Origin of the sequence: Enterobacter cloacae (assembly GCF_013375935.1) — a bacterium.
Lineage (GTDB): Bacteria > Pseudomonadota > Gammaproteobacteria > Enterobacterales > Enterobacteriaceae > Enterobacter > Enterobacter pasteurii.
In genome coordinates this window covers 1,861,634-1,879,163 of record NZ_CP056117.1, presented here as the reverse complement: position 1 = coordinate 1,879,163, position 17,530 = coordinate 1,861,634, and the positions used below count along the sequence as shown (strand labels likewise).

Here is a 17,530-nt window from a genome sequence, read left to right as displayed (position 1 = left end):
TTACCGACGCACGCCGGAGGCCGCCGCGCGTTCGAGCACCACCTGCGCGTGGTTAATAATCGGTGCATCCACCATTTTGCCGTTGAGCGACACCACGCCGAGGCCGTTACGCTCGCCCTCTTCTGCCGCTTCAATCACCCTTTTGGCGTGTTCCACCTCTTCCTGCGTCGGGGCGTAGGCGTTGTGCAGCAGGTCGATCTGGCGCGGGTTGATGAGGGATTTGCCGTTAAAGCCCATCCTGCGGATCAGGTCGACCTCGCGCAGGAATCCGGCCTCGTCGTTAACGTCTGACCAGACCACGTCGAAGGCGTCAATGCCCGCGGCGCGGGCGGCGTGCAGCACGGCGCAGCGGGCGTAGAACAGCTCGGTGCCGTCGCCGCGCTCGGTCTGCATGTCCATCACGTAGTCAAAGGCGGCCAGCGCGATGCCGATCAGGCGCGGGGAACTGCGGGCAATCGCCACGGCGTTTATTACGCCAATGGCCGATTCAATCGCCGCCATCACGCGGGTGGAGCCGACCTCGCGGCCGCACTCGCGCTCGATGCGCGCCAGGTGGCCTTCCAGCTCGTCAATATCCTCCGGGGTGTCGGTCTTCGGCAGGCGGATCGCGTCAACGCCCGCCCGCACGGCGGCCTCCAGATCCAGCAGGCCAAACGGCGTGCTGAGCGGGTTAATGCGCACTACGGTTTCGATATCCTGATACATCGGGTGCTGCAGCGCGTGGAACACCAGCATGCGCGCGGTATCCTTCTCGCGCAGGGCGACGGCGTCCTCCAGGTCGAACATGATGGAGTCAGGACGGTAGATAAACGCGGTGGAAAGCATGGCGGCGTTGGCGCCCGGCAGGAACAGCATGCTGCGGCGGAGCTTGCTCATTTCAGCGCCTCCCAGTTAACGGCCTGTTCATCGGCGGCACGCAGAAGCGCGCTCTGCAGGCGGGCGCGGATCACACAGTCCAGCGCCCCTTTGTCTTCAATAATGATGAGCCCCTGGCGTACGTTCATGGCGCGCAATGTTTCATTGACCACCTGGCGAATCTGCTCGCCAAACTGCTTAATCACTTCACTGTGGATGACAATCTCCAGCTCGCCGTGAGCGGGAGCGATTTTTACCATCAGGTCGCTGGACTCCTGCGTTCCGGCCAGCGCCTCCCTTACAATTTTCATGATAAATTCCTGATAGTTATGCGACTTCCGCACTCGCACGGTAATGCGTTTCGAGGTGCGCGAAGGTGGAGTCCGGGACGATCTCCCGGATCCGCGAAAACTGCTGCGTCTTGAGCAAGCGGCGCACTTCTGAGGCTGAAATGGCGTTCCCGGCGGCCTTGATGCGCGGCAACTCCACCACCTCAATATGCGAAGCCAGCAGGTCGTGCAGCGTCTGGTTGTACTGGCGGGTGATGTCGCAGAACGGCTCTGAACCGATAAAACGATGGGTAATGCCCAGCGCCGGCGCGATGAAGTCCCGGAAGATCAGCACGTCGATCTCGCTCCACGCCTGCTGCACTTTGCCGGTCTCCTTCAGAAAATAGGCCGGGAAGGTGGCGTGGGAGATGATGTACTGCGAGCCTTCATGCACCACCACGTTCGGCAGATGCGCCACGCCCGCGCGCACCATCTCAAGGCGGGCGCTGAACGGAAAGAACGACGCGTCTTCACGCACCACGAACAGATGCAGCGCATCGCACCGCGTCGCCGCCTGCTCCACCAGATGACGGTGGCCGAGGGTGAACGGATTGGCGTTCATCACTATCGCGCCAATGTTCTCCCCGCACCTGCGCTTCGCGCGCAGGGAACGGCAGTAGCGCTCGATCCCCTGCGGGGTGTTCTCCATCAGCACGGCGTTGTTTCCGCTCCGGGCAATCGGCCAGAAGCCGCTGCGGGCAAAACGCTCGCCGTTGCACGGTCGAGTGCAGAGAAAGAGGTGAAAATGGCCGCGCTCCAGCGCCGCGTTTTCCACCTCTGCCAGCAGCCGCGCGCTGAGGTTTTCCCCGCGCAGCTGCTCGTTGACCGCCACGCATTTGATGACGTTGGCGGCAAGCCCTGCGCAGCCCACCAGCTGCGGGCCGGACCAGGCTTCGACAAACAGGGTAATGTCGTTGTCCAGGCCAAGGCCGCTGTCTGCCAGCAGATAACGGATCTGGCTTAAGCGCTCCGGGTGTTTCGCCACCAGCGTGTGGCGAAAATCGATGGGGTGCGATTTCATGCTGCCGCCTTGCTCAGTGTGCCGCCGCGAGCCCGACGGCCGGCGCTTCCACGATCACGTTGCTCAGATGACCGATATGCTCAATCTCTACCTCGATGCGATCCCCCTCCTTCATAAACAGCGGCGGGTTGCGCTTTTTACCCACGCCGCCGGGGGAGCCGGTGATGATCACGTCGCCCGGGCTGAGGCGGGTGAAGGTGCTGATGTACTCGATGAGCTCAGCAACCTTGTGGATCATGCTGCTGGTGTTGTCTTCCTGCACCATGCGGCCGTTCAGCCAGGTGCGGATTGCCAGCTGGTGCGGGTCCGGGATCTCATCCGCCGTCGCCATCCACGGGCCAAACGCCCCGGTCTGGCGCCAGTTTTTACCGGCCGTAAACCAGGTGTGCTGCCAGTCGCGGGCGGAGCCGTCCATGTAGCAGCTATAGCCCGCCACGTGGCGCAGGGCGTCGTCGCGGCTGATGTTCTCCCCGCCCTTGCCGATGATCACCGCCAGCTCGCCTTCGTAGTCGAACTCGCTGGAGTGGCGCGGCTTGAGCACCGGCTCGTTATGGCCGGTCTGGGAATCCGGGAAGCGGACAAACAGCGTCGGGGCCGGGTTATGCTGGTCAAACTCCTTGCGCTTGTCGGCGTAGTTCATGCCCACGCAGAGGATTTTTTCCGGCTGCACGATCACCGGCAAGTAGGTGATGGCGCTCATCGGCACGTCCACCGCGTCGTTCAGATAACGGGTGGCCTGCGCCAGCCCGTTGCCCTGCAGCAGCGCCTTGAGGTCGCCGTAGCGGTCGCCGAGACGGCGGCCTAAATCAATCACGCCGTCGGCCTGGACGATGCCGTAGCTGCGTTTTCCCTGATATAAAAAGCTTGCGAGTTTCATTGTTATTCCCTGAATACTTAAACGAGGAAGTTGCCCAGAATCAGCAGCGAGACAGAGACGTTAATCGCGCCGCCGATACGGGTAGCAATCTGGGCGAAGGGCATCAGGCTCATGCGGTTGCCTGCGGTCAGAATCGCCACGTCGCCGGTACCGCCCTGCCCGCTCTGACAGCAGGAGACGATGGCGACGTCAATCGGGTGCATGCCGATCTTTTTGCCGACGAAGAAGCCTGTCGCCACCAGCGCGGAAACGGTGCTGATAATCACCAGCAGGTTGCTGACGGTGAACGCCGCGACCAGCTCATGCCACGGGGTGATGGCCACGCCGACGGCAAAGAGGATTGGGTAGGTCACGGATGTCTGGAAGAATTTGTAGACCACCTGGGAGCCTTCGAGCAGGCGCGGCGAGGCGCCGTTGCAGAGCTTCACCAGCACCGCCATAAACAGCATCCCAACCGGCGCGGGCAGGCCAATCAGCTTGTGGCCGAGCATGCCGAGCATATACAGCAGCACCGCCAGCAGCGCACCGGAGGCGATGGTGGTGACGTCCGCTTTACCGGAAAACGCAGGTTGAGAAACGGTGGCATCCGCGTTCGCGCGGTTCGGCATCAGCTGGCCTTCGCCGGTCAGGTGCGGGTAGCGTTTCCCGAGCTGGTTCAGGCAGCCGGAGATAATGATTGCCGTCAGACCGCCGAGCATCACCATCGGCAGCACGCGGCCGAGCGCCACGCCCTGATCCATGTGCAGCAGGGTGGCATAGCCGATGGAGAGCGGGATCGCCCCTTCGCCGACGCCGCCCGCCATGATCGGCAGGATGATGAAGAAGAAGATCTGGAACGGCTCTAGGCCCAGCGCCAGGCCGACACCCATCCCTACCACCATGCCCACAATTTCGCCGCACAGCATCGGGAAGAAGATGCGCAGGAAGCCCTGAATCAGCACCGTACGGTTCATGCTCATGATGCTGCCGACAATAATGCAGCAGATGTAGAGATAGAGAATGTTGGTGGATTTGTAGAACTTAGTGGTGGACTCGACCACCACGTCCGGCAGCAGGCCGTAATAGACCAGTGCGGAAGGTATAAAGGTGGCGCAAATCGCCGCCGCGCCGAGCTTGCCGACAATCGGCAGGCGCTTGCCGAACTCGCCGCAGGCAAAGCCGAAGAAGGCGAGCGTTGCGACCATCACCACAATGTCGCTCGGCAGTTTTCCGCCCAGGCAATCAATCGCAATCAGCGCGCCCGCCAGCACGAACAGCGGCAGAGGAATAATCCCGACTTTCCAGGTATCCATAATATGCCACCAGCGCTCTTTAAGCGTTGGCCGCTGAATATCAATCGGGTCGTGGGTAACAGAGAATGAATCGTCAGTTGTGCTCATAATAAGCCCCTTAGTTATTTTGTGCGTTCAGCTTAGAGTCACAAAGGCTTACTTTATGTGAGGAATGGCATATTAAAAGCGAAGTTTTAATGGCAGCTATGGTTTTAATGGTTTCTTTTATTTAATGTGATTTACGCCTTATTTATTGCCGTGGTTTTTATGGTTTCTTTTCCTAAATGCACAAACAAATAACATTTATTCATTTTGCCTTAAGCAGTTCACCTTTTTAGGAAAATTCTTGCACAGACCGTGCTGTGCAAGGGATCACAAGTTTTCGGCAAAGCGGGCGCCCTCGCCTTAAAAGGTGATATATTGGGCCGACCTGTTGATACCTCGCGTGATAGTTATGAAAGTATCGTTTCAGATCAAGCTGTTTATTTCGCTGGTCGTCTTTTTCTCAGTGCTGTTTGCGTTGCTGGGCGGATATTATTATATCGATGTCGGCAGGCAGCTTTATCAGGAAATGAGTGCGCGCGCAAAAATACAGGCAGAAGAAATTGCGCTTATTCCTACGCTGCGAAAAGAGGTTGAGCAAAAGGATATCCAGGGCATCCGGAATTTTATGCAGAAAATAGCGGCCCACAGCGATGCCAGTTTTATTGTGGTAGGTGACAATAAAGGGCTGCATCTTTTTCACTCCGTCTTTGCCGACCGCGTAGGCACCACCCTGGTGGGTGGGGATAACGACGAGGTGTTGCACGGCAAAAGCACCACCACCATCCGCAAGGGCGGTTTAGGCATTTCACTGCGCAGCAAGGCCCCCATTTTCAACGATGCCGGACAGGTGGTGGGCATTGTTTCGGTGGGGTATCTCACGAGCTATCTCGACACCATCACCGTCAACAAGGTGGTTAATATTCTGATTGCCGCCGTCCTGCTGCTTATCGCTCTGTTTGTCTTCTCCTGGTTCTTCACCCGCAGTATTAAGAAGCAGATCTTCTCCCTTGAGCCACGCGAAATCGGCCTGCTGGTGCGCCAGCAAAAAGCGATGATGGAATCCATTTATGAAGGGGTGATTGCCATAGATGACGATCTGCGCATTGAAGTGATCAACCAGGCGGCGCGCAAGCTGTTAGGCCTAAGCCAGCCCGCGCGCGAGCTGCGCGGCCAGCCCATCGGCCGGGTGATCGCGCCCGTCCCGTTCTTCAACCCGCAGACCATGCTCGCGAAAGACACCCACGATGAGATCTGCCGCTTTAACGATCTCACGGTCATTGCCAGCCGGGTGCGGATCATGCTGGAGAATGCTTTGCAGGGCTGGGTGATCACCTTCCGCGATCGCAACGAGATCGACTCCCTCAGCGCCCAGCTCAGCCAGGTAAAACGCTACGTCGATAACCTGCGCATCATGCGTCACGAGCAGCTGAACCGCATGACCACGCTTTCTGGCCTGCTGCACATGGGCCGCTATGAAGAGGCGATTCGCTACATTCAGGCGCAGTCGGAACATGCCCAGGAGCTTCTGGACTTTATCTCGTCCCGCTTTAGCTCCCCAACGCTGTGCGGGCTGCTGCTCGGCAAGGCCGCCCGCGCCCGCGAGAAGGGCGTTGAGCTGAGTTTCGATCCGGCCTGCCGGATGGATAAGCCGTTCCTGCCGCTGCCGGAATCGGAGCTTATCTCGATCATCGGTAACCTGCTGGATAATGCCATAGAGGCAACCCAGCGGGCCCCGCTTCCCCATGCGCCGGTTGAAGTGCTGATAAAGCTCAGCGCGCAGGAATTGATTATCGAAGTCGCCGACCAGGGCGTCGGCATCAGACCGGAGATCCGCGACAGGATATTTGAGCGCGGCATCACCACCAAAACGCGCGGCGATCACGGTATTGGCCTGTATCTGATTGAAAGCTATGTCACACAGGCTGGCGGCGCAATCGAAGTTGCCGATAACACCCCACGCGGTGCCATTTTCTCACTGTTTATTCCCGCCACGGGAACGGCCCGGCACCCCGCACAGGAACTGGAAGATACCGACTATGCAACATGAACTTATCGACGTACTGATTGTTGAAGACGAGAACGAACTGGCGCAACTGCACGCGGAGCTGATCGGTAAACACCCTCGCCTGAGGCTGGTGGGGATTGCCTCGTCGCTGGCCGACGCGCAGATTCAGCTGGAGAGCAAACGGCCGCAGCTGATGCTGCTGGATAACTACCTGCCCGACGGTAAGGGCATCACGCTAGTCAGCGACCCCATGCTGGCACGCGCCAACTGCTCGGTGATTTTCATCACCGCCGCCAGCGATATGGGGACCTGTAGCCAGGCTATTCGTAACGGCGCGTTCGACTATATCCTCAAGCCGGTTTCCTGGAAGCGTCTCAGCCAGTCGCTGGAGCGCTTCGTACAGTTTGCCGAACAGCAGCGCGTGTGGAAAGTTGTCGATCAGCAGAACGCGGATTCACTCTATCAGTTACAGGCGAAAAACTACCGCCTGGACAACGGCAGCAAAGGAATTGAGGAGAATACGCTGGCGCGGGTGCAGACGCTGTTTAACAACAAGGCGGCGCACTGTTTTACGGTGGATGAGGTGGTGAGCGAGACGGGGCTGAGTAAAACCACCACCCGACGCTACCTGGAGCACTGCGTGGAGGTGGGCTTTCTGAGCGTGGAGATGCTGTACGGGAAGATTGGGCATCCGAGGAGGATGTATAAACGTAGTGCGGTTTGAAGAAAAGTTCCCTCTCCCTGTGGGAGAGGGTTAGGGTGAGGGCAACAGCCCGCACTATCTCAACACATACCCATACAGCCGCTTAATCCCGTCGGCGTCCTTCTCGCTGTACACGCCCTGCAGCTCCGGCGAGAAGCCCGGCAGCATATTAATGCCCTCCTCCAGCGCCAGGAAATAGCGCTGCACCGCGCCACCCCAGACTTCGCCCGGCACCACGCACAGCACGCCCGGCGGATACGGCAGCGCGCCTTCGGCGGCGATGCGCCCTTCCGCGTCGCGAATGCGCACCAGCTCCACGTTTCCGCGAATGTACTCCTGGTTGGCGTCCTGCGGGTTCATCACCGCGGCGGGCAGACTCTCCCGGCGGAACATCGCCTTCTGCAAATCCTTCACGTTAAAGCTGACGTAGAGATCGTGCATCTCCTGGCACAGCTGCCGGATAGTGTAGTCGCGGTAACGCACCGGGTATTTCTGGTAGATGGTCGGCAGCACGTCCGCGAGCGGCGTGTCGTCTTCAATATGCTGTTCAAACTGCCCCAGCATCGCCACCAGCTGCGCCATCTTCCCGGCGCTCTCGGCCGGCGTCAGCAGGAACAGGATCGAGTTGAGGTCGCATTTCTCCGGTACGATGCCGTTTTCACGCAGATAGTGCGCCAGAATGGTCGCCGGGATACCGAAATCCGCGTACGCCCCCGTTTCCGCATCAATGCCCGGCGTGGTCAGCAGCAGCTTGCACGGATCGACGAAGTACTACTCGCGGGCATAGCCCTCAAACCCGTGCCATTTTGCGCCCGGCTCAAAGCTAAAGAAGCGACGCTCGCTGGCGATGGCGTGAGTCGGATGATCCTGCCACGGACGCCCCGCCACCGTCGGCGGAATAAACGGTTTGATCATATGGCAGTTCGCCACGATCGCCTTGCGCGCTTCGATGCCCAGCTCCACGCACTCCGCCCACAGCCTGCGCCCGCTTTCACCTTCGTGGATCTTGGCGTTCACGTCCAGCGCGGCGAACAGGGGATAAAACGGGCTGGTGGAGGCGTGCAGCATAAACGCGTTGTTCAGCCGCTTGTGCGGGCAGAAGCGCGCCTGACCGCGAATGTGGTTATCCTTTTTATGGATCTGCGAGGTTTGCGAGAACCCGGCCTGCTGCTTGTGCACCGACTGGGTCACGAAAATGCCCGGATCGTTCTCGTTCAGCTCCAGCAGGAGCGGAGACGTTTCCGCCATCATCGGGATAAATTGCTCGTAGCCAACCCAGGCGGAGTCAAAGAGGATGTAATCGCAAAGATGGCCGATCCTGTCGATCACCTGACGGGCGTTGTAGATCGTGCCGTCGTAGGTGCCGAGCTGGATAATGGCCAGGCGGAACGGGCGGGTCTCGCCTGCCTTCTCCGGCGCAACGTCGCGGATCAGATTGCGCAGGTAAGCATCGTCAAAGCAGTGTTCGTCAATCCCGCCGATAAAGCCAAACGGGTTACGCGCCGCCTCAAGATAGACTGGCGTTGCCCCGGCCTGGATCAGCGCGCCGTGATGGTTGGACTTGTGGTTGTTACGATCGAACAGCACCAGATCGCCGCGGGTCAGCAGCGCGTTGGTCACCACCTTGTTGGCAGCGGAGGTGCCGTTGAGCACGAAGTAGGTTTTATCCGCATTAAAGACTTTCGCCGCGAATTTCTGCGCGTGCTTGGCGGACCCTTCGTGGATCAGCAAATCCCCGAGCCTGACGTCGGCGTTGCACATATCGGCGCGAAACACGTTCTCACCGAAGAAATCATAAAACTGCCGCCCGGCGGGATGCTTTTTGAAAAACGCGCCGTGCTGGTGTCCCGGACAGGCAAAGGTGCTGTTGCCCATCGCAACATACTGGCTCAGGGTGTCAAAAAAAGGCGGCAGCAGGTTCTCTTCATACCGGCAGGCGGCAGATTCTACTTCCAGGAATTCCTGTGCTTTACCCGAGATAACCGCCGTGACGCCATCTGGTACCTCTCCGGGCTCCGGCGAGAACATAAACACCGGTAGCTGAAAACCGGTTCGCTTCAGCAGCGCAAGAATGCCGCTCCCGCTTTCCGCGACCGTCATGACGACTGCCGCCACATCGGTAAAATCGGTGTTATCCAGCGTCACCTTTTCGCGGTGGGTAGATACTGTGGATACCAGCTCGCGGCTGACGGCAATTTTCATGGTTTTCATAAGCGCAAGTACCCTCACCGAACGGTGAGACAGGGAGGAGAAAATTCGCGCAATCATGTCACCTTTTATTTTCAGGTGCAACAAGGAATCAGTATGCATTTCGCCTCCCAAAGCTAAGCGTAATCAGGCACAGACGTGCCATAATCATGCAATGCCAATGCTTAAATAACAGGAGTTAAACGTGGTTATTGGACCCTTTATCAACGCGGGAGCCGTACTGCTGGGCGGCGTACTCGGAGCGGTGCTCAGTCAGCGATTGCCGGAGCGTATTCGGGTCTCTATGCCCTCTATTTTTGGACTGGCATCTTTGGGGATCGGCATCCTGTTAGTGATTAAATGCGCCAACCTGCCGGTGATGGTGCTGGCAACGCTGCTTGGCGCCCTGATAGGCGAGTTTTGCTATCTGGAAAAAGGCATCAACAGCGCGGTAGGCAAGGCCAAAAACCTGATTGCCCGGCCGGGCAAGGCGAAACACGGCACCCATGAATCGTTTATTCAGAACTACGTCGCGATAATTATTTTGTTCTGCGCCAGCGGGACGGGAATATTCGGTTCGATGCAGGAAGGGATGACCGGTGACCCCAGCATCCTGATTGCGAAGGCATTTCTGGATTTCTTCACCGCCACGATTTTTGCCACCACGCTCGGCATCGCCGTCGCCGCGATTAGTGTGCCGATGCTGCTTATCCAGCTGGCGCTTGCCGCCTGCGCCGCGCTGATCCTGCCGCTGACGACGCCCGCGATGATGGCGGACTTTACCGCCGTCGGTGGCCTGCTGCTGCTGGCGACGGGGCTGCGCATCTGCGGGATCAAAATGTTCGCGGTGGTGAATATGCTCCCTGCCCTGCTGCTCGCAATGCCCCTTTCCGCGCTCTGGACGCACTTTTTCGCTTAAGTTTGCGGCGAAATGGTGAGAGAGTGTGCAGTCTGCAACGAAAACAACAAATTTCGTTGACGACGGAGGATGAATCGGGTTTAATGCGCCCCGTTGCCCGGATAGCTCAGTCGGTAGAGCAGGGGATTGAAAATCCCCGTGTCCTTGGTTCGATTCCGAGTCCGGGCACCACTATTTAAAGAACCCGCCCTCGTGGCGGGTTTTTGCTTTCTAAGCCCGCCAATCCTTCCGTAATGCCTTAACTTGCCCCCGCTCAATCAACGTAATCCCGCAGCCACGTTTTTATCCATTCCCCCCCGACCACTGCGTCAGCAGCGCATGCAGTTTAGCCGGCTCGAGAGGCTTGCGGAGCACCAGGTACCCCTCCTGCTCCGCCTCCAGCAGAACCGGTGAATTAAATTCGCCGCTGACTATCGCGCCGCTCATATCCGGCAGGCGTTCAAAAAGCGCCTTCAGGATGTCGAAGCCGCTTTCGCCGGATCGCAGACGCTGGTCGCACAGCACGGCGAACGGCGTAAAGCCGTCGTCGATTATGGCAAACGCTTCTTCAGCGGAGGCCGCACAGCGCACGTTGATTCCCCAGACGCTCATCAGGCTCTCCCAGGCAGACGTCACCAGCGGGTCGTCATCGACGACCAGGCAGGAGCCGTGCAGCGGCGCATAGCGTACCGGCGTGGCGGTGTTGTCGCTGGCGGGCGGGATATCCGGCGCGATGTCTTCGCCAGCATATTGGTTGAAGCGCATCCAGAAGCGTGAGCCTTTACCTTCAATGGATTGCATCCCGTACTTCACCTTCATCAGCTTGGCACAGCGGGCGACTACGGCCAGCCCCAGCCCGTGTCCGGCGCTGTCGATCTTCCATGCCAGCTCGGGGCGGTAGTAAGGTGAAAAGATTTTGCCTTTCTCATCATCGGCGATACCGACCCCCGTGTCCCACACCTCCACCATACACTCCTCGCCGCGCGGTCGGATGGCGACCAGCACGCCGCCCTTGAGCGTGTAGCGGAGGGCGTTTTGAATCAGGTTAATCAGGGACTGTCGCACCAGAAGCGGATCGCCTGTCACGCAGATGCGGCGTTTGGGCCGCCGGGTGCACAGCCTAAGTGCGCGGCTGTTGGCCTCTTCGCGAAACAGCGTGATGACCGAGTCGAGCAGAGCGCCGATATCCACTCTGGTAGGGACAGAGAGTACATTCCCGGATTCTATTTTGCTGAGATCGAGCAGAGAATTGAGCATCAAATGTACCGAGCGAACGCTCTGCTGCAGGTCAAGGAGTTGCGGCGTCAGGCTGTCGTCCCGGTTTCGGTGGAGGATGGCTTCGATCAGAAAGCCCATAGCGTGCACGGGCTGGCGCAGATCGTGGCTGGCGGTTGTCAGAAACTGATTTTTATCCAGCAGCGCCTGCTCCGCGTCCTCTTTGGCCTGACGAAACTGCTCCGCCAGGCGTGAGCTTTTTTCCTCAAGCAGCGCCTGCTGAATAAAGAACGCATGTGACGTTAACGCATGGCGGTAAATCGCGAAGCCGTAAAGCAGGTTCAGCATAAGCACAATGAACATCAGCTCATCCAGCCGCCAGATAATACCGAGGTTCAGCACGCCCCACGAGGCGAAGAAAAAACGCGTAAAGGTGCTGATGACCGGCGTCAGATGCGTTGCGTTGGCGGCAACGATGGCGGCAATGCTGATATTAAGCAGCAGGAAAAAGTCAAAGTTCTGCGTCTGTGGCGTAATTAAATAGAGTGATGAAATGCCCAGCCCGTGAATAAAGGCGATATTATTAATACGCGGAAGCCAGCGCCGCAGGACGTCCTTTTCAACATTTTCTTTCGCTTCGCGCTGATAGCGCCGGTGCAATATTCGTATCGCCACAGCACATAGCAGATAAATGATTATCCAGGTAATGGTTGGGCCGAGGCTGTCCCCAAGCATATAAATCCAGATGGCGAAAGGAATACCGACAAAGGGTACCGCGCTAAAGCTGAATACCAGCCGTAGAAATGTATTGTTTAGCAAACGGATCTGCGCCGGAGCAGAGATAACATCGTTTTGTAAACGCTGGAAAAACCTCATTCCGATGATTCCTGTTTGCCATGCAAAAGCGTGATGGCTTCGACCCGACTGTTAACGCCTATCTTTTTCAAAATATTGCTGATGTGTTCTTTAACCGTGGGCTCAGAAATTGAAAGCTGTGCGGCGATTCTTTTATTTGGCAGGCCGCGCATAATCATATTTAACACGTCAATTTGTCGCGGCGTTAAGTTAAATTTACTTAACTTCTCACTGGTCGACTTAACGGGAATTTCGTCTCCCTCAGGAAACCAGGTTAAATTATCAGCGAGTGCGAAAACGGCCCGTGAGAACATTTCAGGCGGCTCGCTTTTCAATACAAAACCGTGCCCACCGGCGGCATGCACTTTCCGCCAGAGATCATTATTGTCATCCCCGCTGACCACCAGGAGTCGTACCTGTGGGTAAAGTTGTTTTATTTCTTTGAGTAATTTCAGGGCCGTTCCGGACGAGAGCCAAAAATCGATTACCAGCAAGCGTGGCGGGCCGGTATCCCTAATTTGACGGTAGCAATCTTCCTCATTCGTCACCACGCACGCCTGCTTAAACTGGCAATGTGTAATCAGAAAATTGGCGATGCCGCTTGCTACCAATGGATGGTCATCAACGACCAGCGCATAATTCTGTCCCAAAGGGTCCTCCTTTGACCTTCGCATATCTGAGAGTACGGATGAATTATTATCTACCCACCCTACTTTAGGAGGGTTTTTTCGATTAGGAAAGAGAAATATATTATTCGCTGATTTGGGTAATTGAGAACTTAAATACAATCAGTGAAATTAACTGATTGGATATAAAGGATAATTTATGAAAAAATCGCTGCTCTTTTTAACCATTACGTTGATGCTAGCCGGTTGTTCCACGCTAAAAACCGATCAGGCTATTCCACTCCTGCAGGCGGAGACCGCTAAAATGCTGGGGCTGGGCTCATCGGATGAAATAACCGTGACCAACGTTAATGGCGCCCAGCCGGACGCGCTGGGAGGACAAAAACTCTCTTATCGCGCGACGACGGAAAAAGGGCGTATTTTCGATTGCTCATCGATGATGATGCCGGGAATTTTAGGATCCGCACCGACGCTGAGCGCGCCAACCTGTACACCTGTTGTCACACATAAATAATTAATGCCACAGCAAAAGGCGTACATAAATAACGCCTTTTACGTTATCTGACGTATCTGAGTTTTCATATAAAAACGATTTTCCCGACATCACGCTAATGAGTACGGAGATAGCCCGTGAATAACTCTACATCGCATTCTTTAGCGGTTAAGACGCCGCTTTCCAGACTTTACCTCGCCCTATTTTCCGCGCCGCTGTTATTGCTTTTACCTGCCGACGTCGCGCGTGCAGCCGATGCATTTTTTGACGGCGACTCGCGTATTACCGAAACGCTGGGTTACACCGGCGATGTTTACGTTGGACGTACTCAACGCGGAAACCTGCTGATCGATAATGGCAAAATCACCGCCTATAACATCAATATCGGTCGGCTGTTCGACGGCCAGATTTATGAAAGCGTGGTCACGGTCCGTGGGCCAAACGCGGAGCTTAACGCGGTGAACGATCGGTACGTCCTGCGCGGCGACCTGAATCTCGGGCTCGGCACCCTGCGAGTCGAAGAGGGCGCGCTGGCAAGCGCAAAGGAGATCGTTGTCGGCACCACCCGGGGCTACGACAGCCACCTTATCGCCACGGGTGCCGGCTCTCGCGTGACCAGTAATTTTCTGAGCGTAGGCCCCGATCTGGGCGCACGCTCCACGCTGGCAATTGAGGACGGTGCGGCGCTCAATACCGCCTACGATGCGCGCATCGGTAATGGTACCGGGCCGGATGAAGCCGACACGCTGAGCCCGAAAGCCACCGTCACCGGGAGCGGCTCACAGTGGAACGTTGGCCGTACGTTGACGCTTAATGGCGACCTGGACGTACTGGACGGCGGAGCGGTTAACGTTGGCGGCGTGCAGGTGGCGGGCGTCTCCGGGGCAGGGAAAACCGCTGAGCTGGTGATTGCGGGCAAAGACTCGCGCTTTACCAGCGACAGCAGCGTTAGCGTGGGTGATTATGGCAACGGCGTGCTGTCGGTTATTGACGGCGGTTCATTTTCCGCAGGCAGCAATACGCTGATCGTGGGGACATCGGGTTCCGGCTCGAACCGGGGTGCGCTCATCATCGGCAGCCGCGGCAACATGGATACCGGCACGGGTATAACGGAGCCAACGCCTGGCACGGCGGGCGGCGCGGGAACCCTTGATGCGAAGACGGCAATCAGCCTGCGCGGCGGGCTGTTCGGCAGCTATGTCTACTTCAACCATACCGACGACGATTACGTCTTCAGCAACACGATGAGCGGCGAAGGGGATGTGATCAACACCTCCGGGCAGACGACGCTGAACGGCGATCTTTCAGCCCTTCAGGCGAACGTAACCGCGCGGGGCGGTAAAGTCATCATTGCCAGCAATATTAACACCCGGCCAGAAGACGATATTTTTGACGTCCAGACGCTAAGCGCGGAGAACGGCGGCACGCTGATCCTCAACGCGACGGCGGGTTCAGACGTCAGCAACGGGCTGGGCTACAGCAGCGCCGCGTCAATCAAGGCCGGCGGCACGCTGGGCGGGAACGGCACGCTGGGCCAGACCGAGATCCTGTCCGGCGGGCATATCTCGCCCGGCGACGGCAATATCGGCACGTTGACGCTGAAACGCTATCTGAACTTTATCGGCGAATCTTTCTATGACGTAGATATCGCGGGAGATGGCCGCAGCGACCAGCTGCTGGTATCGGGCAAAACGACCATCAGCGATCTGGCTAAAGTACAGGTCACCGCGCTGGACCCGCAAACCAGCTACAAAACGGGCCAAAGCTACCGCATTTTGACGTCGAACGGCGGGATTGACGGCGAGTTTGCGTCGGCGATATCTAAATCCGCCTTCCTGGACGTGGCGCTCAGGCAGAGCACCAACGCCGTCGATCTGACCATCGCGCAGAAAGAGACCGGCGGTGAGAATCCTGGAGGCGAAAACCCTGGCGGTGAAAATCCAGGAGGAGAGAACCCCGGAGGCGAAAACCCGGGTGGTGAGAACCCGGGTGGTGAGAACCCAGGTGGTGAGAACCCAGGTGGAGAAAACCCGGGCGGTGAGGATCCTGGCGGTGAAAACCCGGGCAGCGGCAAGCCGGGGATTTTCCAGACCGTGGCCAGGAGCAGCAACCAGTGGAATACCGCCGGTGCGCTCTCCACGCTGACGCAAAGCGGCCCGTCGCTGGCGCTGTATAACTCGCTGCTGGTGCTGAGCGCGCCGGAAGCGCGCGAGGCGTTCAACCAGCTGTCCGGTGAAGTTTATCCGTCCGTGCAGTCCAGTCTTATCGCCGGCAGCACGCAGGTGGTTAACGTCTTAAACCAGCGTATGCAGCGCGCGTTTGATAACGACAGCCTGCCGATACCACCGCTAGCGATGTCGCTGGTGCAGCAGCCGGAGCCGCAAAACAGTGGCGTCTGGGGCCAGACCTTCAGCTCCTGGAGCCGAAACAGCGGCGACGGTAACGTGGGCAAGCTGGACGGCAACACCACCGGCTTCCTGCTGGGGGCAGATCGCAAGCTGGCGGACCATAACGTGCGCGTCGGTGGCTACTTCGGTTACAGCCGCGGTGATTACGACGTCGACAGCCGTCGTTCCTCAACGGATACCGACAACTATCACCTTGGCCTGTATGCGGCTGGTCAACAGGATGCGTTCTCCCTTCGCGGCGCGCTGGGTTACACCTGGCACAAGATCGAAGGCGAGCGCAACGTTGATTTCAGCGGCTTCTCGGATCGGCTGAAGTCGGATTACGACGCCAACTCTCTGCTGGCGTTCACCGAAGCGGGCTACCGTTTCGGCCAGCCTGATATGAATCTCGAGCCGTTCGTCAATTTATCGTACATTCGACTGCATACCGACAGCTTCAGGGAGGACGGCGGTGCCGCCGCGCTGAGCGTACGTAACGAAACGATGAACACCTTCTATTCCACCCTCGGGGTGCGCGGTATGACCGAACTGCCGAAGAACGTTAACCTCTACGGTTCGCTGGGATGGCAGCACGCGTATGGCGATAAGAATACCTCTTCGCGCATGGCGTTTGCGGGCAGCGACGCGTTCATTACTCAGGGGCAGGCCGTGGATGAGGACGTGATGGTGGGTGATATCGGCGTGAGCGTACAGCTGTCCCGTGCTGCGACGCTGGATGTGGGTTATCAGGGACAATATGGTGCGGACACCCGCGTCAACTCGGTTAACGCTAATCTGCGCTGGTCGTTCTGAAGGATTTCCCTTTAACGAACCCGCCCTCGTGGCGGGTTTTTGCTTTTGGCTTCTGACAAAGCTAGGGATCGTTCCCAACCGCGTCCAGCAGTTTGTTTTTAAAGATAAACAAACACGCTTCGTTGAAGTTCCCCGCCCCTAGCCGCTCCGACAGCATCGTTCGCTTGCGGTACAGGCTTTTGACCGACATATTCAGCTTCTCTGCAATCTCTTCCATCGACCTCCCTGCCTTCAGCAACCGCAGCATTATCGCTTCGTGTCTGCTCAGCCGTAAGTTAAGCAGCCATTTGGTTGTCAGACGCCTGCCTTTCATATCGAGCACCAGATTGAATAACGACGCCATATCCGGAGCCGTAAGCGACGTGTTCATAAACAGCTTCATACTGAGCAGATCCTCATCCCGATGGCCCATATCCAGCATAACGCAGCAGATCGTTTTTCTCGTTCTGGCCGGATGGCGTATCAGGTAATCATATAAACGGAGCGGCGTACGGCTATCAATCAGTACAGTATATTCATCTGCACCGGTATCAAATATGTTTCTGTCAATCGAACTGAGGCAAATTATATCCGGGAAAAATAGCCGCATCCCCCTGACAAGGAAACAATCCTGAGTCACTAACACTATTGAAGTCGCCACTAACCATCCCTTTTAGATTATAGCAAGCCCGCCTCTTAAGAAAGAAGAACGCTTTCGTTTATAGCGCTTTACATTAACGGCAAATGTATTCTGGCTTTGATCATCCCTCAATATGCGCATTGGTGAGCCAGACTTTTTGCAGACTATCACTCAATGGCTTGCGTTAATTATAAATAAAAAAGAATTTCAGAAAAGTCACTTCCCTGAACATTAAGAATTTTTGTCATGAAACTTCCCAAACATGCACCGGAAAGTTCTTTAATTAACTGCACAGAACTTCATTTCGAATATAGCCAAAAGGAAAAGCAAG

General features: G+C 57.1%; 13 protein-coding genes, 1 tRNA gene and 1 pseudogene. 6 read left to right on the top strand and 9 right to left on the bottom strand.

The features are described 5' to 3' along the window. Genes citE through HWQ14_RS08860 form a run of 5 tightly spaced genes read right to left on the bottom strand, consistent with a single transcriptional unit; the run spans window position 1 to window position 4,461 of the window. The gene (citE, locus tag HWQ14_RS08880; RefSeq protein WP_176609506.1) at window positions 1–876 is read right to left on the bottom strand and encodes a citrate (pro-3S)-lyase subunit beta; all 876 of its coding nucleotides are present in this window, start codon (window positions 874–876) and stop codon (window positions 1–3) included. Further along, on the bottom strand, window positions 873–1,166 hold the full coding sequence (citD, locus tag HWQ14_RS08875; RefSeq protein WP_148418501.1) for a citrate lyase acyl carrier protein: 294 nt from the start codon (window positions 1,164–1,166) through the stop codon (window positions 873–875). The genes citE and citD overlap by 4 nt, the downstream gene beginning before the upstream one ends. 16 nt (window positions 1,167–1,182) lie before the next feature. After that, window positions 1,183–2,205 carry a [citrate (pro-3S)-lyase] ligase gene (citC, locus tag HWQ14_RS08870; protein WP_176609505.1) on the bottom strand — a complete coding sequence of 341 codons (1,023 nt, stop codon included), beginning with the start codon at window positions 2,203–2,205 and terminating at the stop codon, window positions 1,183–1,185. A 13-nt stretch (window positions 2,206–2,218) separates the two neighbouring features. Then, on the bottom strand, window positions 2,219–3,082 hold the full coding sequence (locus HWQ14_RS08865) for a fumarylacetoacetate hydrolase family protein (RefSeq protein WP_176609504.1): 864 nt from the start codon (window positions 3,080–3,082) through the stop codon (window positions 2,219–2,221). A 17-nt stretch (window positions 3,083–3,099) separates the two neighbouring features. Next, window positions 3,100–4,461 (bottom strand): 2-hydroxycarboxylate transporter family protein, encoded by a 1,362-nt coding sequence (locus HWQ14_RS08860; RefSeq protein ID WP_176609503.1) that lies wholly within the window; start codon window positions 4,459–4,461, stop codon window positions 3,100–3,102. 346 nt (window positions 4,462–4,807) lie between these two features. Here HWQ14_RS08860 and HWQ14_RS08855 point away from each other — a divergent pair, with 346 nt between their 5' ends. Then, window positions 4,808–6,445 carry an ATP-binding protein gene (locus tag HWQ14_RS08855; RefSeq protein ID WP_176609502.1) on the top strand — a complete coding sequence of 546 codons (1,638 nt, stop codon included), beginning with the start codon at window positions 4,808–4,810 and terminating at the stop codon, window positions 6,443–6,445. Then, a complete protein-coding gene (locus tag HWQ14_RS08850) occupies window positions 6,435–7,127 on the top strand; it encodes a response regulator (protein ID WP_176609501.1) in 693 nt (230 codons plus the stop codon). The genes HWQ14_RS08855 and HWQ14_RS08850 overlap by 11 nt, the downstream gene beginning before the upstream one ends. A gap of 54 nt (window positions 7,128–7,181) precedes the next feature. Here the strand turns inward: HWQ14_RS08850 and HWQ14_RS08845 are convergent. Continuing rightward, window positions 7,182–9,317: pseudogene (locus HWQ14_RS08845) on the bottom strand (ornithine decarboxylase). Window positions 9,318–9,498: 181 nt separating this feature from the next. Between HWQ14_RS08845 and HWQ14_RS08840 the strand changes: the two are divergent. Together HWQ14_RS08840 and HWQ14_RS08835 are read left to right on the top strand one after the other, a co-directional pair. Continuing rightward, entirely contained in the window at window positions 9,499–10,212 is a 714-nt protein-coding gene (locus tag HWQ14_RS08840) for a DUF554 domain-containing protein (protein WP_148418494.1), read from the top strand. 95 nt (window positions 10,213–10,307) lie between these two features. Further along, window positions 10,308–10,383: transfer RNA gene (locus tag HWQ14_RS08835), tRNA-Phe, on the top strand. A 111-nt stretch (window positions 10,384–10,494) separates the two neighbouring features. Here HWQ14_RS08835 and HWQ14_RS08830 read toward each other — a convergent pair. Further along, entirely contained in the window at window positions 10,495–12,282 is a 1,788-nt protein-coding gene (locus HWQ14_RS08830; RefSeq protein ID WP_176609500.1) for a hybrid sensor histidine kinase/response regulator, read from the bottom strand. Next, a complete protein-coding gene (locus tag HWQ14_RS08825) occupies window positions 12,279–12,911 on the bottom strand; it encodes a LuxR C-terminal-related transcriptional regulator (RefSeq protein ID WP_148418492.1) in 633 nt (210 codons plus the stop codon). The genes HWQ14_RS08830 and HWQ14_RS08825 overlap by 4 nt, the downstream gene beginning before the upstream one ends. Window positions 12,912–13,086: 175 nt before the next feature. On the opposite strand from HWQ14_RS08825, the gene HWQ14_RS08820 reads away from it, so the two are divergent. Further along, complete coding sequence (locus tag HWQ14_RS08820; RefSeq protein ID WP_148418491.1) at window positions 13,087–13,401, top strand: lipoprotein; 315 nt, start codon at window positions 13,087–13,089, stop codon at window positions 13,399–13,401. 116 nt (window positions 13,402–13,517) lie between these two features. Next, the gene (locus HWQ14_RS08815; protein WP_176609499.1) at window positions 13,518–16,580 is read left to right on the top strand and encodes an autotransporter outer membrane beta-barrel domain-containing protein; all 3,063 of its coding nucleotides are present in this window, start codon (window positions 13,518–13,520) and stop codon (window positions 16,578–16,580) included. A 61-nt stretch (window positions 16,581–16,641) separates the two neighbouring features. Here HWQ14_RS08815 and HWQ14_RS08810 read toward each other — a convergent pair whose 3' ends face one another. Then, on the bottom strand, window positions 16,642–17,169 hold the full coding sequence (locus tag HWQ14_RS08810) for a LuxR C-terminal-related transcriptional regulator (protein WP_148418646.1): 528 nt from the start codon (window positions 17,167–17,169) through the stop codon (window positions 16,642–16,644). Window positions 17,170–17,530: the final 361 nt, after the last annotated feature.